This window comes from Halomonas sp. 5021 (assembly GCF_036663435.1).
GTDB classification, from domain to species: Bacteria; Pseudomonadota; Gammaproteobacteria; order Pseudomonadales; family Halomonadaceae; genus Vreelandella; species Vreelandella janggokensis.
In genome coordinates this window covers 336,326-357,070 of record NZ_JAXOVU010000001.1, presented here as the reverse complement: position 1 = coordinate 357,070, position 20,745 = coordinate 336,326, and the positions used below count along the sequence as shown (strand labels likewise).

General features: G+C 54.4%; 14 protein-coding genes. 6 read left to right on the top strand and 8 right to left on the bottom strand.

Going from position 1 to position 20,745, the window contains the following annotated elements; translation table 11 throughout:
* Positions 1–71: 71 nt before the first annotated feature.
* Together R3F64_RS01810 and R3F64_RS01805 are read left to right on the top strand one after the other, a co-directional pair.
* Positions 72–2,303: a glycosyltransferase gene (locus tag R3F64_RS01810; protein ID WP_332609446.1), complete on the top strand. Its 2,232-nt coding sequence runs from the start codon at positions 72–74 to the stop codon at positions 2,301–2,303.
* Between the two features lie 152 nt (positions 2,304–2,455).
* Positions 2,456–3,820, top strand: coding sequence for a DegQ family serine endoprotease (locus R3F64_RS01805; RefSeq protein ID WP_332609812.1), 1,365 nt, complete (start codon positions 2,456–2,458; stop codon positions 3,818–3,820).
* Positions 3,821–3,930: 110 nt separating this feature from the next.
* On the opposite strand, the gene R3F64_RS01800 is transcribed toward R3F64_RS01805, so the two are convergent.
* Entirely contained in the window at positions 3,931–4,725 is a 795-nt protein-coding gene (locus R3F64_RS01800) for a 2OG-Fe dioxygenase family protein (protein WP_264823212.1), read from the bottom strand.
* A 261-nt stretch (positions 4,726–4,986) separates the two neighbouring features.
* Here R3F64_RS01800 and R3F64_RS01795 point away from each other — a divergent pair, with 261 nt between their 5' ends.
* A complete protein-coding gene (locus R3F64_RS01795; RefSeq protein ID WP_332609444.1) occupies positions 4,987–6,855 on the top strand; it encodes a putative bifunctional diguanylate cyclase/phosphodiesterase in 1,869 nt (622 codons plus the stop codon).
* A 163-nt stretch (positions 6,856–7,018) separates the two neighbouring features.
* Here the strand turns inward: R3F64_RS01795 and R3F64_RS01790 are convergent, their stop codons facing one another.
* Entirely contained in the window at positions 7,019–7,708 is a 690-nt protein-coding gene (locus R3F64_RS01790) for a hypothetical protein (RefSeq protein WP_332609442.1), read from the bottom strand.
* A gap of 239 nt (positions 7,709–7,947) precedes the next feature.
* Positions 7,948–11,490: a PIN domain-containing protein gene (locus R3F64_RS01785; protein WP_332609440.1), complete on the bottom strand. Its 3,543-nt coding sequence runs from the start codon at positions 11,488–11,490 to the stop codon at positions 7,948–7,950.
* Between the two features lie 829 nt (positions 11,491–12,319).
* Here R3F64_RS01785 and R3F64_RS01780 point away from each other — a divergent pair.
* Complete coding sequence (locus tag R3F64_RS01780) at positions 12,320–13,207, top strand: mechanosensitive ion channel family protein (RefSeq protein WP_332609439.1); 888 nt, start codon at positions 12,320–12,322, stop codon at positions 13,205–13,207.
* A gap of 41 nt (positions 13,208–13,248) precedes the next feature.
* Here the strand turns inward: R3F64_RS01780 and R3F64_RS01775 are convergent, their stop codons facing one another.
* The gene (locus tag R3F64_RS01775; RefSeq protein WP_332609437.1) at positions 13,249–14,940 is read right to left on the bottom strand and encodes a methyl-accepting chemotaxis protein; all 1,692 of its coding nucleotides are present in this window, start codon (positions 14,938–14,940) and stop codon (positions 13,249–13,251) included.
* 279 nt (positions 14,941–15,219) lie between these two features.
* Between R3F64_RS01775 and R3F64_RS01770 the strand changes: the two genes are divergently transcribed.
* Positions 15,220–16,155, top strand: coding sequence for a ketopantoate reductase family protein (locus R3F64_RS01770; protein WP_332609435.1), 936 nt, complete (start codon positions 15,220–15,222; stop codon positions 16,153–16,155).
* 10 nt (positions 16,156–16,165) lie between these two features.
* Here the strand turns inward: R3F64_RS01770 and R3F64_RS01765 are convergent, their stop codons facing one another.
* Positions 16,166–16,756 (bottom strand): LysE family translocator, encoded by a 591-nt coding sequence (locus R3F64_RS01765; RefSeq protein ID WP_085918757.1) that lies wholly within the window; start codon positions 16,754–16,756, stop codon positions 16,166–16,168.
* Positions 16,757–16,804: 48 nt separating this feature from the next.
* Here R3F64_RS01765 and R3F64_RS01760 point away from each other — a divergent pair, with 48 nt between their 5' ends.
* Entirely contained in the window at positions 16,805–17,308 is a 504-nt protein-coding gene (locus R3F64_RS01760; protein WP_332609433.1) for an Lrp/AsnC family transcriptional regulator, read from the top strand.
* Between the two features lie 35 nt (positions 17,309–17,343).
* Here R3F64_RS01760 and mmsB read toward each other — a convergent pair whose 3' ends face one another.
* From mmsB to R3F64_RS01745, 3 genes are all read right to left on the bottom strand, one after another.
* A complete protein-coding gene (gene mmsB, locus R3F64_RS01755; protein ID WP_332609431.1) occupies positions 17,344–18,246 on the bottom strand; it encodes a 3-hydroxyisobutyrate dehydrogenase in 903 nt (300 codons plus the stop codon).
* Between the two features lie 52 nt (positions 18,247–18,298).
* The gene (locus R3F64_RS01750; protein WP_332609429.1) at positions 18,299–19,414 is read right to left on the bottom strand and encodes an enoyl-CoA hydratase/isomerase family protein; all 1,116 of its coding nucleotides are present in this window, start codon (positions 19,412–19,414) and stop codon (positions 18,299–18,301) included.
* Between the two features lie 91 nt (positions 19,415–19,505).
* Complete coding sequence (locus R3F64_RS01745) at positions 19,506–20,660, bottom strand: acyl-CoA dehydrogenase family protein (protein ID WP_332609427.1); 1,155 nt, start codon at positions 20,658–20,660, stop codon at positions 19,506–19,508.
* Between the last annotated feature and the right edge of the window lie 85 nt (positions 20,661–20,745).

Here is a 20,745-nt window from a genome sequence, read left to right as displayed (position 1 = left end):
GTTGTCGACGCGCGGGCACGTTTGTGTCAGCTTATCGCCCCTGTTACCCACCCAGCCAGGAGACACAACGAGTGCCCCGCCAGCGACTCATTTCGTGGTTTTTCTATCTCAACCTTGCCCTTATTGCTGCACTGCTGGGTTACAAAGCTTACCTGAATTTTTTTGAGCAGGACTTTGCCAGCGCTCACGCTGCCCAGGTCAACGCCATTGAGTCGATGCTTACCGAACGTGATACCTACCGTTTTGCTGTGCTGGGCAACATTAACAACTCGGTGGGCATTTTTGAGCGCAAAATTATCCCTCGCCTGAATCGCGAGGGCTATGACTTTATCATCTCCGCTGGCAATGCTGTCGCCAGCGGTGGCGAGGACAAATACCGCGCACTGTTTGGCACCCTCAGTTATTTGGAAATGCCATACCTGCTAACCTTCGGCCCCCATGAGGAAAGTCGGCTCGGCGGCTTTCGCTTTTACGACCACTTCGGTCCCTATCACTTTAGTTTTGCCGCAGGGAAAAGCCGGTTCACCTTTCTTGACAGCACCGGCACCACCGACTTTGGCTGGCAAATACGATGGCTTGATGAAGTACTTGCCGCAAAGCGCGAACCCAATCAGTTTCTTTTCAGTGCCCACCCACTCTACCCGGTGGACCATGCAGGGCTGTTCGGCCTGGACGATAACCATGACTATCACCTTGAGAACCCCGCGCGCCAAGGGTTGACCCGCCAGATCGAGCAGGCCGACGTGGATGCAGTGTTCTCTTCCCAGGTGCCGCTGTTTGACCGTCAGCAACATGGTGGCACCACTTATATCACCACCGGCGGTGCCGGCGGATTAGTGCTCAATGATGACGAGAGCTACCATCACTTTGTCTCCGTCAGCGTTGACGGCGATGACATCCAGATTAGCGAACGGCGCCTGGATATTGGCCAGCACCCGATCTGGCGCACGCTGGAAAGTTTATGGTTTTTTATCTACTCACTGTTTTACGTTGGCTACCTGAACTTCATCTTGATCGTTTCCACGTTCATTGCCATCGCGCTATGGTTATACAAGCGGATCTTCACCGAGCAGGATTACTACCCTGACTTTGATATTGACCCGGACGCCGGTGGTGATATGCCACTTCAAGTGGCCATGTTTACCAATAACTACCTGCCATTTATCGGTGGCGTACCGATATCGGTTGAGCGCTTAAAACGCGGTTTAACAGAGCTTCGTAATAGCGTCTTGGTCGTTGCCCCGGGCTACCCTCATCAGCCTCCCGATGAGGAAGCCGATATACTGCGCCTGGCCTCGCTGTTGCCAATGGGCCGCCACAAAGAGTTTCGCCTGGCTAACATTTTCTCTTGGCGTTTGGTTAAGCGTGTGCGCGCCTTTGCTCCACAGGTGATTCACGTTCACCACCCGTTCTGGATCGGCCGCGCCGGTCAGCTGTTGGGTCGGTTATTCAGAGTGCCCGTGGTTTACACCTACCACACCCGCTTGGAGCACTACGCTCACTATGTGCCACTACCAGGGCCGTTGTTTCGCAACTTGATTTCCCACGCCCTGGTCAAGCGCTTTGCCAACGGCTGCGATGCGGTGATTGTTCCTACCAGCTCCGCCGAGGAGTACATGCGTATTATCGGCGTCAAGCAACCGATCTTTGTCCAGCCGACGGGGATCGAATACGCGCGTTTTGCCACCGCTGACAGCGCCGCGATCGACACGCTACGCCAACGCTACCGGCTTGAAGGCAAACGCGTGCTGGTATCAATTTCACGCCTGAGCAAAGAGAAGAACATCGACTTTATGCTCGATGGTTTAGCGCTTTTACGCGACAGCAGTGAGCACGACTTTCACCTGCTACTGCTTGGGGAGGGTCATGACCACGAGCGATTGCAGGCACGAATTGAAGCGTTAGGCCTTAGCAAGCACATTACGTTGGTTGGGGCCGTCCCTCCCGACGAAGTAGCATGCTACTGCCACCTGGCCGAGCTTTTCGTCTTCGCTTCCCGCTCGGAAACGCAAGGCATGGTGGTACTCGAAGCCATGGCCGCGGGACTGCCGGTAGTGGTGATCCGCTCCAGCGGCATCGAGGATATCGTTCAGCACGGGGTTAACGGCTACAAGACGGCCCCCGACCCTCAGGCTTGGTGCGAACGTATCGACACCCTGCTCAGCGACGATAAATTAAAAACACGCATGAGCGAACAAGCCTCGCGCTGTGCCGCCGAACACTGTATCGAGAAGTTTGCCACAGCTGTGCTACGTGTTTACCGCTACGTGATCGAAGCGCGACGTAAGCGCCATGCTGATTAATCGTGCAAGTCCCGACACTAGTGTAAGGAACTTTATAAAGTGGCCGCTGTAACAAAAATGCTGTCATGTTCCATGCACTTGAAAGAAAGGAGCCAGTCGTGACGCTCAAACCCCATTCGCCCTACTGGCTGATAAGCTTAGCGCTATTGCTGATGTTGGCAACGCCAGCCTTTGCCGACAAACCTCAGCTTCCGGACTTTACGGAGTTGGTCGACGCAGCCGCGCCTGCCGTGGTCAACATCTCGACCACTCGCGATGTCGATAGGACGATGACCTCATCCCGGCAATTCGGCGGGCAAGAGGTCCCGGAGATCTTTCGCCACTTCTTTGGCGACCGTTTTCCGACGCCGCCAGGCGGCTCACCCGACCATGGAGACGAGCCGCGTCGATCGCTGGGGTCGGGCTTCATCTTCGATGAAGACGGCTACATCATGACCAACGCCCATGTCGTCAAGGATGCCGACAAGATTCTGGTACGCCTCAACGACCGCCGCCAGCTTGAGGCAGAGTTGGTCGGAGCCGATGAGAAGACCGACGTGGCGGTTCTCAAGGTCGAGGCAGACAACCTGCCCACCCTGAACCTAGGTGAGTCTACCGACCTCAAGGTCGGTCAGTGGGTCGCCGCTATCGGCTCGCCCTTTGGCTTCGACCACTCTGTGACCTCCGGCATCATCAGCGCCATCAACCGCACCTTGCCTCAGGACGTCTATGTTCCCTTCATCCAGACCGACGTGGCGATCAACCCCGGCAATTCAGGCGGACCTCTGTTCAACCTGGATGGCGAAGTCGTGGGTATCAATTCCCAGATCATCACCCGAAGTGGTGGTTACATGGGCCTTTCCTTCGCCATTCCCATCGATGTGGCAATGGATGTTGCCAAACAATTGCGTGAAGACGGCTATGTGAGTCGCGGTTGGCTCGGCGTCAGCATCCAGCCAGTGTCCAAGGACCTGGCAGAATCCTTCGGTATGGAACAGGCCGAGGGCGCCTTGATCGCCGAACTCGAACCCAGCGGCCCAGCGGCTGACAGTGGCCTTCAGGCAGGCGACGTCATACTGGAGGTCAACGGCCAGGAGGTGGACCACTCCACTACACTGCCACGCTTGGTCGGTGAGACAGCACCCGGTGACGTCGTCGAACTCTCCGTATTGCGCGATGGCCAGAATGAGACCATCACCGTAGAGGTTGGCGAGTGGCCGAATGCCGGTCCTCATCAATCAGACGGCGATCCGCTTCGATTGGGTATCGCTGTCCAGCCGTTGAACGACATGGAGAAACGTCGGCTCGGCATCGATCATGGGGTACGCATTGCCAGGGTCGACCCGACCGGCCGCGCTGCAGCCGCTGGCATTCGCCCCGGAGACGTTCTGGTCAGCATCGGCCAGCAGCCGATTGAGAGCCCAGGCCAGCTGAAGACAATGCTGACAAATCTGCCTGACGATCAAACGCTGCCTGTTCTGCTCAACCGCGAAGGCCGCGCCTACTTTGTGGCCATACGATTTGGCAACGATGACTGATCACGGCTGAGAGAAAATTCATCCAGGTTCGTTCTGCCTGGCGCACAACCAAGACGCCCCCGGAATTCCGGGGGCGTGGGTATTGCTAGGTTCTCCATTTACCGAGAGTATCAGCAGCTCTCATTGAGGACCGCTTCCGGGAAGTGGCGACGCAGCATCCGATTCTGGAAGTCGTCCACGAAGCGGCTGTTGATGATGATGATAAACCGCTCGAAGGGTGCCTCGCTGTCGAGCTGTTCGATCCCGTCGACACTGTGGAATACCTGGTCATCGTTCAGATGCAGGATATCCCCCGGATTCAGGGTGATATCGGCCAACGGTTGCGTGCCAGCCTTGTCGGCGTAGAGGTGGTTTTCGGCACCCGCCACGTTTTCCCGATTGATGACCAGAATGCTAAGGGCCTTGCAGCCATCGGCATGAATTCCCTGTCCCTGGAGGGGGTCGATGCTGCCTTCGCCGCGAACCCCGGTGATCTGCATCAGGATGGGTTCGTGCGCACCGATACTCCACAGCCTTGCCCAGGCGCGAACAAAGGCCTTCACATCGGGGCGTCCCATGAATTCCCGAGTCAGCGGATCATAGTACCGCAGGCGATCCGCCATGCTTTCCGCGTCGTTGAAGGCTCCCCCCTGGGCCATGGGGCATTGGCCCATATCTTCGACATCGCCCTGATCATTCAGGGCGAGCCATGACATCCGCTTCCATCGCTGGTTAACGTAGGGATCGCGCGGCAGGTCAGCGGTAAACCCCTGCCAGGCGGTCAGATCGATTCTCTCCCGAATATCAGTTTTCGCCCAATCCTGATGCCTCAGCGCCTCGGTCACTCCCGGATTCCAATAATCGGCGAGTGAATCGGCAGGCATGGAGGTGGGGTCGAAACCGTGCTTCAGAGTATCGAGTTTCATGTGAGTTTCTCCTGTTAACTGGGCGGAATTGCCCGGTGTTGCCGGTGTAAACACTGCGGTCAACAGGAAGAAAATGAAAAGATTTGCAACGATATGTCAAAAAAACGTACTAAAAAAGAGTGATTATTTTTGAAAACAGGATCAGACCGTTGATGACGTATGTGTAGGTTATCTCCTACAAGGTGTAGGATGACTAAGACAAAGTGCCTATTTTGGCCATCATGATGGCTCTTAACAGTGTTTGTTCTTTAAGTGGACCCCATGGCTGCCAGCGATTCCCGACATTACCGAGATCCGGAACGCCTGAAGAAAAAACGCAGGGGGTTTTCCGGTGCGCTCGTGTTGAAGGCGTCAAAGACACCTTCAACTGCTGGCATCGATTCACAGGATGCCAACAGAGAAGAAGTTGAGTTAGTACGTCGCCAGTATCTGGAGAGTGAGCAGCGATTCCGCGCGCTGCTGGAGAGTCTGCCTAAGGTGGCGGTCCAGGGTTATGATCGCGATCGGCGAGTGATTTACTGGAATGAGAGTAGCACTCGGCTTTATGGCTATACCGCTGAGGAAGCCCAGGGACAGTTACTGGAAGATCTGATCATTCCTGCCTTCATGCGTGACGAGGTGATCCAGGCGCATTGTGCCTGGATCAAAGAAGGGGTCGAAATACCCGCCGATGAACTTGAGCTCAAGCACAAAACCGGCGAACTGGTATCGGTCTTTTCGCAGCATCTGATGCTCAATGAGCATACCGACTCCCCCCTGATGTTCTGCGTGGATGTCGATCTTTCCGACCAAAAGCGCGCCCACCGTGATCTGGAATTCGCCACCCGTTTCGACAGGCTCACCCATCTCCCTAACCGCCAGACCTTCGAGGTCGATCTGGACAGTCAGTTGGATTCCTGTCGACGCCAGGGCAATGGCCTGGCAACCATCTATCTGGACATCGATCACTTCGTCGAGATCAATGATGCCCTTGGCTATGATCAGGGCGATCGCCTGCTCATTGAGCTGACTCGGCGACTGAGAGAGTGCCAGCAAGTCACTGACCTGGTGTCCCGTGTCTCTAGCGATGAATTCGTGCTGGCCTTTCCCGGCGTCCACTTGGCCCCAGATGTCAGACGGATCGTTCGTCATGTCCAGAATGTCTTCCGCGAACCTTTCGTCCTGGATGGTCGAGAGTCTCAGGTCACGGCCTGCCTGGGTGTGGCGCTCTTTCCCGAGAATGGTGAATCGTCACGCGAATTGATTCGTAATGCCGATGTTGCCAAGAATCGTGCCAAACTGGATGGTCGGGGTGTTGTACGTTTCTTCCAACAGAAGCTCCATGATGAGCTGGTTCGCCAGCACTATCTCTCGGCGCAACTCGAGGAAGCCCTGGATAACGGTGAATTCTCCCTCCACTACCAGCCCCAGGTCTCGGCGGCCAGTGGGCGAATAGAGAATCTCGAGGCCTTGCTACGCTGGGAGCCTGCCGAGGGCCCGCCGATCTCGCCTGCCGAGTTTATCCCGCTGGCCGAGCGTTCCGGTGTGATCCATCGCATGGGCGACTGGGTCATCGAAGAGGCTTGCCGCCAGCAGGTGGAATGGCGTGCCAAGGGCTTTCATGAGCACCGCGTCGACATCAATGTCTCGGGGCGTCAACTGGTGCGTCCCGATGCCCTCAAGAGCTTCGAGGACGCGCTGCAGCGTCACGGCTTGGGTCCGCGGGATATCGGCATCGAATTGACCGAGAATGTCCTGATCGAAGCCGACGAGACCGTCCTCGAGGACCTGTGGCGCCTCTATCATCGGGGTATTCACATTGCTATCGACGACTTCGGGACCGGTTATTCCTCCCTGAGCTATCTCAAGCACTTCCCAGTCACCGCCCTGAAGATCGATCGTTCCTTCATACACGACGCTCCCACACAGCCGAAGGATAGAGCCATCATGGAGGGTGCCATCTTCATCGGTCATCGGTTGGGGTTGGAAGTGGTGGCCGAGGGCGTCGAGAACGCCGAACAGTTGTCACTGCTTCGCGAAATGCATTGCGACCTCATCCAGGGGTTCTTCTTCTACCGGCCGATGCCTGCCAAGGACATCGACCGCCTGCTGGGCGGTTTCGTGCCTGGTTCCGAAGGGCTGTCGAGCTGAGTCTTGACGTGATTTGGCTTGCAATGCAAAGGGTTGCCGGATCTTGTGGGCGTACCCGATGCCACCTGGTCGCTTGGATTAACCCCGGGGTTCTAGCGGGATCGCCGTTATCGGCCAGAAGCGGCCTTTTAGGAGCCACTGATATAGCACTTTAACGCTGCGATCAGCTGCCGCCGCAGGCGGTCTGCTGCATCGACTTGTTAGGAGTGGTACTTGCGGAGATAGCGCCGAGCCCAATGATAGAGATAATACAGGCTACAGCTAAAAGCCCCCTCCGCTGACCGATGTAACGAAAATACTCTGGCGTTTCAACTTCCTCACGTAAGCAGTAAGCGACCCACCAAACAATGAGATTAAGGAAGAAAACCACGCCTAGTAACATGACGCCCACGACCGAACGAAGGTAGTCAACAAACTCGCTAAACCCCGATTCATAAGAAGCTACACAAAGTAGACCCAAAACGGCCCCAAAACCAAGCGCACCTACCTCTGATGAAAATTTTAGGACAGCATATGAGGACCGAAAAAAATAGGACGAAATACTCTGACATCGAACTGCATATGCCAAGGCACCGAAAAGCGCAAATAGCAGGCCCAGAACTACTACCATATTCCAAAACAGCGGCGCGAGCATTTGCTTGACGGACTCTAAAAAATAAGAGTTTCCGAGAAAACTAGTGAGGAAACAAGCTAGGATGACTCCTGTGAATCCCCAGATGACCCACGTTCTCACGTACTCTTTCCAATATACAATTAATACTCTTGACGGATCGCCACCAGGGATTAATGCATGCCAACCCTGCGTACAGATGGGGCCTGCCGAATATGCGATTAGCCGGCGGATTCGTTCCATAAAACTCCTAACAGCGTATTAGACGGCGCGTTCTATGATTGAATGAACGTGCTGGCACTTTTTGCCGGCAAATGCAGCCTGCCAGATACTCCCAAGCCTATGATTCTTTGAGGTATTAATTTCTATTAGGCTATATGTCCAAAACTCGCGTGCCTGCTGCATTTCCCGGAATATCCGCTCAGGGTCAAAAGCGCCTAATACGCACATTCCTGTTTCCGACAAAAAGCTGCACTTGAACGTCAAGTCAGGAAGTGTCCTACCCGCCAGCCCGCGATGTACTGTCGAATGCGTTCATCGCCTACCAGCTTTTGCATTACATCTAGGACTATTCGGGCATTCTCACCTTGATGGCGTAGTAAGCATCGTAGGATCACACCGGTTGCCTTCTCTCTAGTGGTTACCAAAGATCTGGTTCTCCATAGTTCGAAAATCGCTGATATCGTCACATCCATATGTGATCTCATGTCAGCCCCAGCTTGTCCTAAAATAGAACAGAACATTACGAATTCGTCCTCCGACAACTTACCTGACGATAGCATTTTCACCGCTTCCAGCACTCGTTCAGAACTAGTACTCAGAGACTCTTCGCCCAACTGAAGTAGCAGTACTGTGCTCTTTATGACTTCTTGACTGGATAACTTGCCTGTAGCTTCAAGATAGAACAAAAGCTCCTGCAACCACGCACTCTGGATTTGAAATAGCCCTTCTGCCCATTGCCTAAGGTGAAAGTCATCAGAAATCAAAACTCGGCCGGAGCCGTCGGCTGCGAAAATATCTTCGAAAAACTGTCCACCTTCTACACGACGGAAACGAATAACTGCATCATTAGGGTCTGTCTTGGCAACTGACGGAATTAGTACACAGTCAGACTTCAGCCATTCAAGATCCGCTTGCATTAAACTAACTTTGCTACCTACCTCCTCTTCAGTTAATTCGGACAATACAATTTGACCATCGCGTATTGCCATGCTCCCTGCTTTACGCGTATCAGTATCTGTGTCGACGAAAATTGAGTTTTCAGTCTCCTGCAAGCGTCGCGAAAATATATCTATTGTTTGTTGTGTGATGCCAATTGGGCCGAATTCTTGTTCAACTGATTTTTCGACCTCTAAGCGACGCAAAAGGTAACAAGCAGCGGCATCAGCAATAATGCCGGACTTACTAGCTACTTTAAGAGCGGCATGTGCCTTACTTTGCTCGGCATGCGAACAAGAAGAAACTTTTGGAGAGACGCCGCATTCAGCTTTAAGGCCGACTAAAGCGTCTATTGGGTCAATACCCAGATGATATCCGAGTATGTAAATCGGATATGCTCCCTCATGGTACTCTCTAGCCTTGCTCTGAGCGTAGTCGGATCTTTGTTTGAGCATGGCCTTCATTTCATCAAGGCCATCCTCTGCCTCAAAGTTCACTGATACAGACTTAAAACTGGAAGTTTCAGGGAAGCGTTCTTCAAATTTTTCCAATATCATGTGGAAGGCAGCCAAAGTCTTGTGCTTAACGCTCAATATCTCCGCCTTACTAGCGCCTTGAAACGGCCAATCAAAGTGTTCGCCTTGGCTCCTTCCCAGCGCCGCTAGTGCAACCGGATGACCTGGGGGAATGTTACCATCTCTTAAGGAGAGCAATTTTTCATCACTCTCAATGGTGAAGAGCTGCTTCTCACCGTTAGGTTTCAGCACTTCAAATGTTGAACTTTCTTGTATTATTATAACGTCTAAGTCATCATTTGACTCAGGTGAACGTCCAAACGCTAGAACGCTGGAGCTCAGCGCCATCCAAGCATGATTATCATTTTGATTTTCGCAGAAAAGACGATATGCATAAGTTCGGGCCCGCATTATCTCGCCGCAGAACACTAAAAGCTTTACGTAGTTACACCGATCAAGCAGTGTGCCAGATAAATTCCAATCGTCTAAGTCTTTAATAACTCTCTGTATTCTTTTCCGATCATTGGACCTCAGCAAAGATTGCACATACCATTCAAGGGCATTGAGGGACCGAGGATTTCTCTCGAAGAGCTTTCTTGTGAGGGGAACGGCCTTGGCAATCTCCCCGCCCAAATAAGCTACATTTGCGCAGAATTTCCAACCAAAAACAGAGTTTTTGACCTTTGGTGCTAGCTCATCACTAATCTCTCTGGCCAGGCTTCCTAAATGTCCATGCAAACAAGCGTCGCATAATGTTTTCAGCGCTGGGCTTTCTTTAGAAAGGCTGACACGGTCTCGAAGCAAATCAGTACATTCGCGGAAATAACCTAGCGCAAGTAACTCGTCTGCAGCTTGAAGCAAAGTAGAGAAGTCCCATTCATGCGCCTCTCTCAGCGAAGCGAGAAGTTTTCTTGCTTCAGAATAATTATCGGCTTTTATGGCTGGAGCCAGTTCTAATAATTCCTTTTCGGTGCGGCTCGTAAAAGCTCGATCATAGGCCGAACGCAATAGAACTAACTCCGGTAAGCTGGGATATCTCGCCAAAAGCTCTTCAAGCGCTTCATCAGCAGCATCTTGCTCGAGAGCATTGATTCCAATTCTAGCCTTAGCTGAGAGTGCTTGAGATAAGAAATTTTCAGGAGGTCCTGATTTCAACACATTATTGATCCGGGATAGAGCGTGGAATGTCTCCCCTATCTGGGCCTCGATCTCTGATGCCAGTACTTGGAGCTCGCAAGTATCAATGAAAGGTCTAAGTAGTTCGAGTGCTTCGCGCTCCTTGTCTTCTTGAATGAACAGTACCGCGCGGATTTGAGCGAGCTCTATTGTCAGTTCTGGGAATAGTTCTAGCACTCGATCAACCAGCCGGCCTGCATCAGAAACACTGCCTGAAAGACGCAGAGCTACTGCCGCGTTATTTGCTTGCGACGGTAGTAGAAGTTTGTTAGGAGATTGTTGGCTGAGAGACTTTTCTAAATCATTCCTAAGTATTATTGCACTATTATCAACATTTTCCTCAAACTCACTCGCCATTTTTTCTCCAAGCAAAAATGCTTGGTTTCGCTTCATATTTTCGAGTATGGACAGCGCCCACATCGTTGCCACTTCATCATTTTCTGGATTATCCGCATATGCCGTAGTTATAGCATTCTCAAATTCAGTTGGACGTAGCTTTCTAAGATATTCTAAGTACGCTGCTAAAACGTCAGGACAGGTCAATTCGTCACTGCCGATGAGTTTACAATCAAGTTCTTGGCCAAGGTTCTGGGCAGCATAATAACAAATACATGCTGCCAGTTTTCGATGATCACCATCAGCTTTCAGAAGTTCGGAAGCTTGCTCCAACGCTCGTTTGTATGCGCCGCCGAGGAGTTCCGCAAGAGCTAACCCTGTCTGCGACTTAGGATCTTCAGGGTAGTAAGAGTGAGCTGTCCTTAATGAGAAACAAGCTTCTTCAATTTCACCGATTTGTTGCTGAACAATACCAATATTGTAGTGGAGGCGAAATGCAAAATATCCGGTAGAATAACGTTCATCTTTCGCTAATTTTTTTAAAAGGGTTAATGCAGTTGAGCTCTGTCCTTCATCTGCGAGTTGTCTATACTCGATAATCCTCTTAATCTCTTCACGGTCATCTCCCTCTAGATAATTTGACGCGAATGATCGGTTGCTCAGAGAAGTCTGAGAAGTATCGGCTCTCGCTAATAAATCACGCTTAAAGCTGTCTTCAGTACCCTCAATAATTATCGTTTGAGTGACTGTATTATTGTTACCAGCGATTTCTGTAGATTGCACATTTCCCTTTTTCGGTGATCGAAAAATCGACATTAAGGAAAATTTACCGAGCCTCATTGGTTATCCTTGCTCTCGCCAGTTTTGATATCGGCCCTTTGATTAACGATATTGTGCTGCCCCGATATTTTTGCGTTCTGTCGATTTTTGGTGGAGTTTGTTGCTTTGGCATAAAGAAATAGTCCGACAATCGATACCACTGCTACAATTATTCCAGCGACCCAGTATATTTGTTCAAGCATTGTAGAACCTCCCCATTTTCTTGGTTCAAGCCTCCAGGCGACGACTCCCCACTCAAGTCCTTATGCACTGAACTATCTCGGTTTTTTTGGATGAACGCAATGCGCCGGACGACTATAAGCTCGACGGATGTCTGCTTGCTCAAATTTCGAGCCAGACATGCGACGATGCATCAAATGGCAGCTTTTCGTCCTTCGATAACTATGGCCAGAATCGAGCCGATCCTGAAGCTAACGACCGCTAAGGGTCGATAGCCGACCAAAACACCCTATTCAAAACGCGCCCATAAACCCTGACGGCATCTTCGTCGACAATACATTCGAGCACCTATCACATAGGCACCCAAGCAGTTGTCGCTTGGCTGGTAGTATCCTGGCCAGCAGCATAGCGAACGGCTATTTCTTCAACCACCTTAGCACTTGATCGCATGATCCGCTCCACATCCCGGGACTTTCTCCCTCAACGCTGCCGCAAAATATTTTGCGAATCCGTGCATCCCAGCCCTGCGGGTTTTAAATGCTTTAGCCGCTGGTACGCGCGTCGCCCATGCGTTTACTGAGAGGTGGCGCTCGCCGCTGATCGACGGCTTTGCATCACTGTGCCAAGATCGTGATGTACCGAATATCTGCAAGAGGAGCGCCAAACCATCATGCCTGAGGATTCCTTCTGGCTGGAGCTGTTGAGCAACCGGCTGGTGAGCTCGGTTGCGCTCGTGGCGATTCTCATAACGCTGCGTATCCTTGCCGTGCGTGTCATTCGCGGGCGCCAAGAGATTCTGTCCGATTACCGGCGCGCCTGGCTGGCCCGGATCCGTAATGTGGCCGTCATCCTGACGCTACTCGGCCTAGCGTTAATCTGGCTGCCTTCCCTGCATGCCTTTGCGCTTTCCATCACCGCTTTTGCCGTGGCCTTGGTTATCGCAACCAAGGAGTTGATTCTGTGCCTTTCGGGCACCGTGCTGCGTATCGTCAACCAGCCGTTCGAGATTGGTGACTGGGTCGAAATCGGCAGCCTGCGTGGTCAGGTGGTCGACGAGACCATGCTGGCGACGACCCTTCAGGAAATTGGCGGCGCAGTGGGCCGTTTTGAATACTCCGGCAAGACGATCGTAGTGCCCAACAGCGTGTTCCTGACCACCCCGGTTCAGAACCAGAACTTCTTCAAGAAATGGGTGTATCTCGACGTCGGTGTGGTGTTAGAGGCCGATGTGGATATGCGATCCGAACTGTCGGCGCTTGAAGACGAAGTGGCCTCCCTGCATGCGCCGCATTCCGACTTGGCCCAACGCTACAGCGAGGTCATCAGAAAACGCAGCGGCGTCGACATCGCAGATCCGCAACCCCGCGTGACCCTGACGACCACGGACATTGGCAAGCAGCGCATTGGCGTCACGCTTTTCTGCCCCACGCCAAGCGCCTTTGAAATGGAGCGCGCCATCAACGATGCCGTGCTGCGCCGCTATTGGCAGCTGCGCACGACAGCGAACGCCTTGAACTCTGCTTATACAAAAACTCCCGGCTTCGTGGCCGGGAGTTGACGATTACCAGGCGTTAAGGTGCCCTCATCCAAACCGATGACTTAAAATTCTTCCCACTCCAGTTCTGCTACTTTTTTGGCGCTGGCAGGCTGGCCAAGTGAAGGGCGCCCCGGATTGCTGGCGATTGCTCTTGCCACCGGCTTGCGAAGCGGAAGGGCTGCAGAGGCTACGCCACCCTGCAGTTTGAAGATAGCCACCGCCGTTTCAAGCTGGGCGGCTTGATCTTCCAGGGAAGCAGCGGCTGTCGAGGCTTCCTGCACCAAGGCGGCGTTTTGTTGCGTTACCTCATCCATCTGTGAAACGGCCTGATTCACCTGTTCGATGCCATCACTTTGCTCTGTGGAGGCAGCCGAAATTTCATCCATGATATCCGCAACGCGCTTAACGGACGCCATGATCTCTTCCATTGTCTTACCGGCTCCTTCCACGAGGGAAGAGCCCTGATGCACCTGGCCTGCCGATGTTTCAATGAGGCCTCTTATCTGCTTGGCGGCATCAGCGCTGCGGCTGGCAAGATTGCGAACTTCCGTGGCAACAACAGCAAAGCCGCGGCCTTGCTCACCCGCACGCGCCGCCTCGACAGACGCATTTAGAGCCAGAATATTGGTCTGAAAGGCAATCGAGTCGATCACACCGATGATGTCGCTGACCTTTCTGGAGCTTTCCGAGATACTATGCATCGTGTCGACAACTTGACCGACCGCGTCACCACCCCGCGCTGCGGTGACAGACGCATCGCTCGCTAGCTTGCTGCCCTGACGTGCATTGTCTGAATTTTGCTTCACCGTTGCAGTGAGCTGTTCCATGCTGGCAGCGGTTTCTTCCAGCGACGCGGCTTGCTGCTCCGTGCGTGATGAGAGGTCGGCATTTCCCATTGAAATTTCCCGTGCCCCGATATGAATCGAGCCGCTGCTGTCACGCACGCTCGACACCGTTTGAGAAAGTCCTGACTGCATGTATTGCATTGCCGCGAACAGTTGGCCGATTTCGTTTCGGCCACGATCAGCGATCTTGTGCGATAAATCGCCCTGGGCAATGCGCTCAAAGTGGTGAACGGCTTCCTGAAGAGGGCGAATGACCACGCGCATCATGCCGATTCGCACCAGGACGACACTCAGGATGACCAGCAGCAATGCGCCGACCCCCACGTATGCTGACGTCGTCATGGTTGACTGGTAGCCTGCCATCAGCTCACGGCCCCGTGCTGTGGCATAGTCAATAAAGGCTTCATTGGTTTCGATATAGGCAAGATTGAGCTGGTCGCCTTCGCGCTTGGCCGCTCGATAGGCTCGTTCATCATTGCGCTTAAGTGCTTCATGCTGAGGCATCAGGCCTCGCGAGAGCAATTGAGTAAAAGCGTTCTCGATCGCGTCTGCGTAAGGCTTGCCTGTTTCTGTCTTGGGCACAGACAAAAAGGCATCAAAACGCTGCTGGGCCATCTCAAGGGTCTGCCCTGCCTGGTCAAGATAGCGTTCTGCGAGTGCCTCGTTCCCTTCGTTCAGCGCGTCCAGGTGGTTCAGAAAAAACAGCTGCGTATCGGCAATATTGACCTGCGCTCGATTCAGCATATTCAGCTGCTGAACATTGATGCGGTTAAGCTCATCAATCGAACCAGCGCCCAGCATGCTGGATTTGTAGCCAAGTGCCGCCACGATGAGAATCAAGGTGGTAAACAGGCCTAGCACAACCGTCAAGCTCGCCTTGACGGTTAATTTTTTCAATAGGTTATGCATCTGTGTTCTCTAAGAGAGGGAGTCATTCAACGTGAATGCATCCGGCCACTGGGAAGGTACCTCGAAAAAAGCATATAAAATACTGGTTTTTGCGAAGTTAAAATGGATATCGGCACCAGGGGCATTAAATTGAATTAAAAAAGCTGTCATCCCGTAAATAATGACCTGTATCAATTAATGATGATGCTCGTCATTAGCCCTACGCCGTTACCTGCCTTCGTTTCTTGGCGGTGAACACGTTAAGCTTGACGACAACACCGCTGCTGAGCAACGACCTCAATGATCACGAGCCACTGGATTCTTGGCCCTGGCGCCATTGGCCGCCTGTTGGCCCATTCGCTATCGCCCATAGGTGCGGTCACATTAATTGGCCGCCGGGCGCTGGCTGAGCCGCAATGGCTGACCACGCCAGAAGGCGAGCGGCGAGTTCAGCGTTTAAACGCACTTACCGTTGATCAATTGGCATCTGCCGATCTGCCCACGCCTGGGTTTGTGCATATCACCACCAAAGCCATGGCCGCTGAAGCGGCACTGGAAAGCATTGCTGACTACCTTCCCCCCACTACCCCGCTGGTGCTTTGGCAAAACGGTTATTGGGCCCAGCCACGTATTACGCAAGCCTGGCCTGGCCCTGTGCTATGTGCCACCACCACAGAAGGCGCTTATCTCACCGAGGGTGATGGGGTGGTACACGCAGGGCGCGGGCATACGTTTATTGGCGATTTGCACGACCAGCACCGTTCACTGACCGAAGCGCTGGTCCAAACACTGTCAACAACAGGCTTAACGGCGACGGCAGTGAACGATATTCGCGCCCGGCTCTGGCAGAAACTGGCGGTCAACGCGGCAATCAATCCGCTGGTGGCGCTGCATGGGGTGCGTAATGGTGAATTACGTGGTTCCCAGTATTCGGGCCGCGTGGCATCTGTGATAACTGAAGTGGCGATGATATTGCAGGCAGAGGGCATTCAGCCGCCAAACGCGGGCCAAGGCGACGCCGCGTGGCGGGCGCTGGTCTGGCAGGTCGTGGACAATACCGCGGGAAACAAGGCCTCGATGCTTCAGGATGTTGAAGCCCAGCGCCCCACCGAGCGCGGGGCGATCTTGGGGCCGTTAATCGAAAGTGCAAAGCACCATGGGCTGCCATGTGAGGTGCTGCAAGCGCTTGATGCCGAGCTAGCGGCGTTGGAGGCCAGTTACCTGAGCCCTCACTAAGTACAAAATCCTAGGCCAGCACCGGATACAGCGAGCCCACCAGCAACACCGCCATGGTGATATTGAACGCCCGGTTGCGCTTGGGGCTGGTCAGCCACTGGCGCACCACCAGACCCAGCCAGGCCCAGATCGAAATCGCGGGGAAGCTGACCATGGCAAATACACAGGCCACCATCACCACGGAAAGCAGGGTTCTGTCCGGCGCGTAGAGGGTGATCGCCGAAAGGCACATTGCCCAGGCTTTGGGGTTCACCCACTGAAAGGCAGCCGCCTGCAGGAACGTCATGGGCGTGCCCTTTTCATCGGATGCCTTGAGCGGCGCGGCGTTGGCGATCTTCCAGGCAAGCCAAAGCAGGTAGGCAATCGATACCGCCTGCAGCACCTTGCTCAGCAGCGGATAGGCGTCGAAAAGCGACATGAGTCCGCCCCCGACTACCAGCACCATCACGCTGACGCCCACCATAATACCGAGCATATGCGGCAGGGTTTTCCTGAAGCCAAAGTTCGCGCCTGAAGCCATCAGCATCAAATTGTTGGGCCCTGGGGTCACAGTGGTGACAAACGCAAAGGCCGTTAAGGCAGCCAATACCGATATGCTCATTCTCGCTGTCTCTTTTGGGTGAGTGTGCGTAGAATTTTACGTGCTCGAATGCGCAATTTGGTGCCTAATATCCATTTATATGATCGCTTTTCGCAAGAAAATATGAAAATAGATACCCTTGACAGAAAAATATTGCACGAACTCAAGCGTGATGGAAACCTCAGCAACGTTGAACTTGCCAAGCGCGTTAATCTTTCTGCCTCGGCATGCCTGCGCCGGGTCCAGGAGCTCGAGAAAAACGAGGTCATCCTCGGGTATCGGGTAGTCACGGCGCCAGAGGCGATGGGGCGAGGCTTTGTGGCGTATGTCACGGTGGGGTTGGCAATACATACCAAGGCGGCTCAGGAGGGTTTTGAGCGGGCGATGGCCGTGGCGAATGAAGTGGCAGAATGCCATAACATCGCCGGTCCGTTTGAGTACCTGCTGCGCGTCGAAACCCGGGACCTCGCCAGCTACAAGCGCTTTCACACCGAGGTGCTGGGCACCCAGCCTCATGTCAGCGCCATTTCTACCCTGATTGTGATGGGCTCGCCCAAGGACGAGCGCGGCTAGGGTCTGCCGACGAGCCCATCACGGTTGCTTACACGTTAGGCGTTACCGTCTTGGTCTTGATAGAACCGCATCAGGCTCGAGAAGTCGAGCTTGCCGTTACCCCCCGCTTTATGAAAGGTAAACAGTGAGCGGGCGACGGAGCCCATGGGCACCGGCGAGGCGCTTAGCTGGCTGACGTCCATCGCCAGGCCCAGATCCTTGATCATCAAGTCCACCTGGAAACCGCCCTGATAGTCTTTCGACGCGGGCGCATTTTCCATTACGCCCGGGTAGGGGTTATAGCCATTGAGCGCCCAGTTGCCACCGGAGCTTTGCTTCATGATTTCCGACAGCACCGCGGGGTCCAGGCCGTTTTTGACACCCATGTTGATCGCCTCACAGGTGCCCGCCATCAGAATCGACAGCAGCATGTTGTTGCACACCTTGGCAATCTGCCCGGCACCGTGATCCCCGGCGTGGAAGATATTTTTACCCATGGCGTCCAACACCGGCTTGGCCTGCTCGAATTGAGCCCCACTCCCGCCCACGATAAACGTCAGCGTTCCCGCCTGGGCGCCGCCCACACCGCCGGACACCGGCGCATCGACAAAGCCAATCCCCTTCTCCTGACCCAACGCCGCCACGTCTCGGGCGGTATCGGCATCGATCGTTGAGCAGTCGATCACCAACGCGCTGGGCTTGATCAGATCAAAGAGCGGCGCATCGCCTTCCGCGTAAAGGCCCATGACATGCTTGCCCGCGGGCAGCATCGAGATCACAAAGTCAGCCTCAGCGACGGCCTCCTGGGCGGAGCTTGCCACTTCGCAGCCCTGGGATTTGGCGGTTTCCAGCGCGCTTGCCGAAAGATCGAAAGCGCGCACCTGAAAACCTGTCTTGACCAGGTTGGCGGCCATGGGGCCGCCCATATTGCCTAAACCGATAAATGCGACGGTGCTCATGGAATTTGTCCTTGTTGTAGGTTGTCAGTCGTAAATCGAACGTTGTAATACGTCAGCGTAGATCGTGGAGCGGATTCGTTGCCCACGGGGGCGTTAGCAGCTCATCGATGAACGACGCTTCAACCGAGGCCACATCGGGGTAGGTCCAGTCAGGCTCACCATCTTTATCCACCAGCAGGGCACGCACGCCTTCCGGGAACTCACGGTGACGGCAACACTGCACCGAAAGCGCCAGCTCCGACTGAAACACCTCGGCAAGCGACATGTACTTGGCCCGCTTGAGCTGTTCATCGATCAGCGTGATGGACACGGGGCTGCCGTGGGCCAGCGTTTTTTGGGCTTTGCTAAACCACTTGTCGTCGCTTTTGACAGCGCTAATGGCAGCAACAATTTGCTCGACAGTGTCGTGATCCATCAGCTCGCGGATCAGCGGGGAGAATTTATAAACCGGGGCTTCCAGCTCTTCGAACACCGGCTGCGACGCTTGCTCCAGCTCGCGCAGAATACGGTTGACGACACCATGGGTATCCGTTTTCTCCCCTTCGCCCCATGGGGCTTGGGTCAGTTTTTTGGCCAGTTTGTCGCGCTCGTGGCTGGCGATGGCTCGGTCGGCCAGGCCCAGGTGGACGGCGTCCGGCGCGTTGATCTGGCTGCCCGTCATGGCCAGAAAGCGGCCCGTGCCGTTGGGCAGGCGGTTCAGGAACCAGCTTGCGCCCACATCCGGGTATAGGCCGATGGTGACTTCCGGCATCGCCAGGCGCGAGGTTTCTGTCACCACCCGATGGCTGCTGCCGCTTAGCAGTCCCATACCGCCGCCCATGACAATGCCATTGCCCCAGCAAATCACCGGCTTTGGGTAGGTATGCAGCGCGTAGTCCAGACGATACTCCTGATGGAAAAAGCGCTCCGGAAAATCGGGATCGCCCTCACCTTTAATCGCCTTGTAGAGGCTGACCACATCGCCACCGGCGCAGAAGGCTTTTTCCCCTGCGCTGTCGAGTAGCACGGCGACCACACGCTCGTCGTCCTGCCAGTCGGCCAGGCGCGGCAGTATTTCCTCGATCATTTCCAGGGTCAGGGCATTTAGCGAACGCTCGGCATTGAGGGTAATTTCCGCAACGACGTGGCCGTCCTGGGTGGGGTGTTCGGTAAACAGTACGCTACTCATCTCACTTTCCTTATTCGGGCCGGTGACCACAACATTTACCAGAGTCGTGCTATCAGTGTCTGGTCATTCAATACAGCTAAGCTCGGCATGGCTAAAGCTCGGCGGCACCCTCTGCCAGTACCCGGCGAGAAATGATCAGGCGCATGATTTCATTGGTGCCTTCCAGAATACGATGGACACGAGTATCACGCACAAAGCGCTCCATCGGGTATTCCTTGATATAGCCGTTGCCGCCGTATAGCTGAAGCGCTTCGTCACATACCTTGAAGCCTACATCGGTGGCGAAGCGTTTGGCCATGGCGCAGTAGGTAAGCGCATCCGCGTCGCCCGCGTCCAGCTTGGTGGCGGCCAGGCGCACCAACTGCCGCGCGGCGACCAGCTCGGTCACCATATCGGCCAGGCGGAACTGGAGCGCCTGGAAGTCCGCGAGGCGCTTGCCGAACTGTTTGCGTTCCAGCATATAGGCCCGGGCTTCGTTGATGGCCTGCTGAGCGGTACCAATCGAGCAGGTGGCAATATTGATTCGCCCGCCATCCAGGCCTTTCATGGCGATCTTGAAGCCGTCACCTTCGTTGCCAAGCATCTGATGGGCAGGCACCCGCACGTCTTCGAACGTGATCGTGCGGGTCGGCTGGCTGTTCCAGCCCATTTTGGCTTCCTTACGGCCGTAGCTGATGCCGTCTGACTTGGCATCCACCGCGAAAGCGGAAACGCCCGCTGCGCCCTCTCCGCCCGTGCGCGCCATCACTACCAGCACGTCGGTACTGCCCGCGCCGGAGATGAACATTTTGCTGCCGTTGAGCAGGAAGTCGTCGCCGTCGCGCTTGGCAGTGGTTTTGAGTGAGGCAGCGTCGGAGCCCGCGTTGGGTTCGGTCAGGCAGTAAGACCCCAACAGCTCGCCGGTGGCCAGCTTTTCGCCCCACTGTTCAATCACCTCAGGCGAGCCGAAATCGGCCAGCATCCAGGTGACCATGTTATGGATCGTGAGATACGCCGTGGTAGAGGTGCAGCCCATGGAAAGCTGCTCGAAAATGATGCTGGCATCCAGCCGTGAAAGCCCCAGCCCACCGACGCTTTCCGGTGCATAGAGCGAGCAGAACCCCAACTCACCCGCCTTACGAATCACCTCAACGGGGAATATAGCCTCTAGGTCCCATTCCGCCGCATGGGGAGCCAGCTCATTTTGGGCGAAGGCACGCGCCATATCGGCAAACGCAACCTGGTCTTCACTCAGCTCGAAATTCATGGCGACTCTCCGCTGAAAGCCGACCCCTGACATCAAGGTCTCAAGGGGGCGCTTTCGTTATTGTGATTGTGTGCTTCAAGCGTGG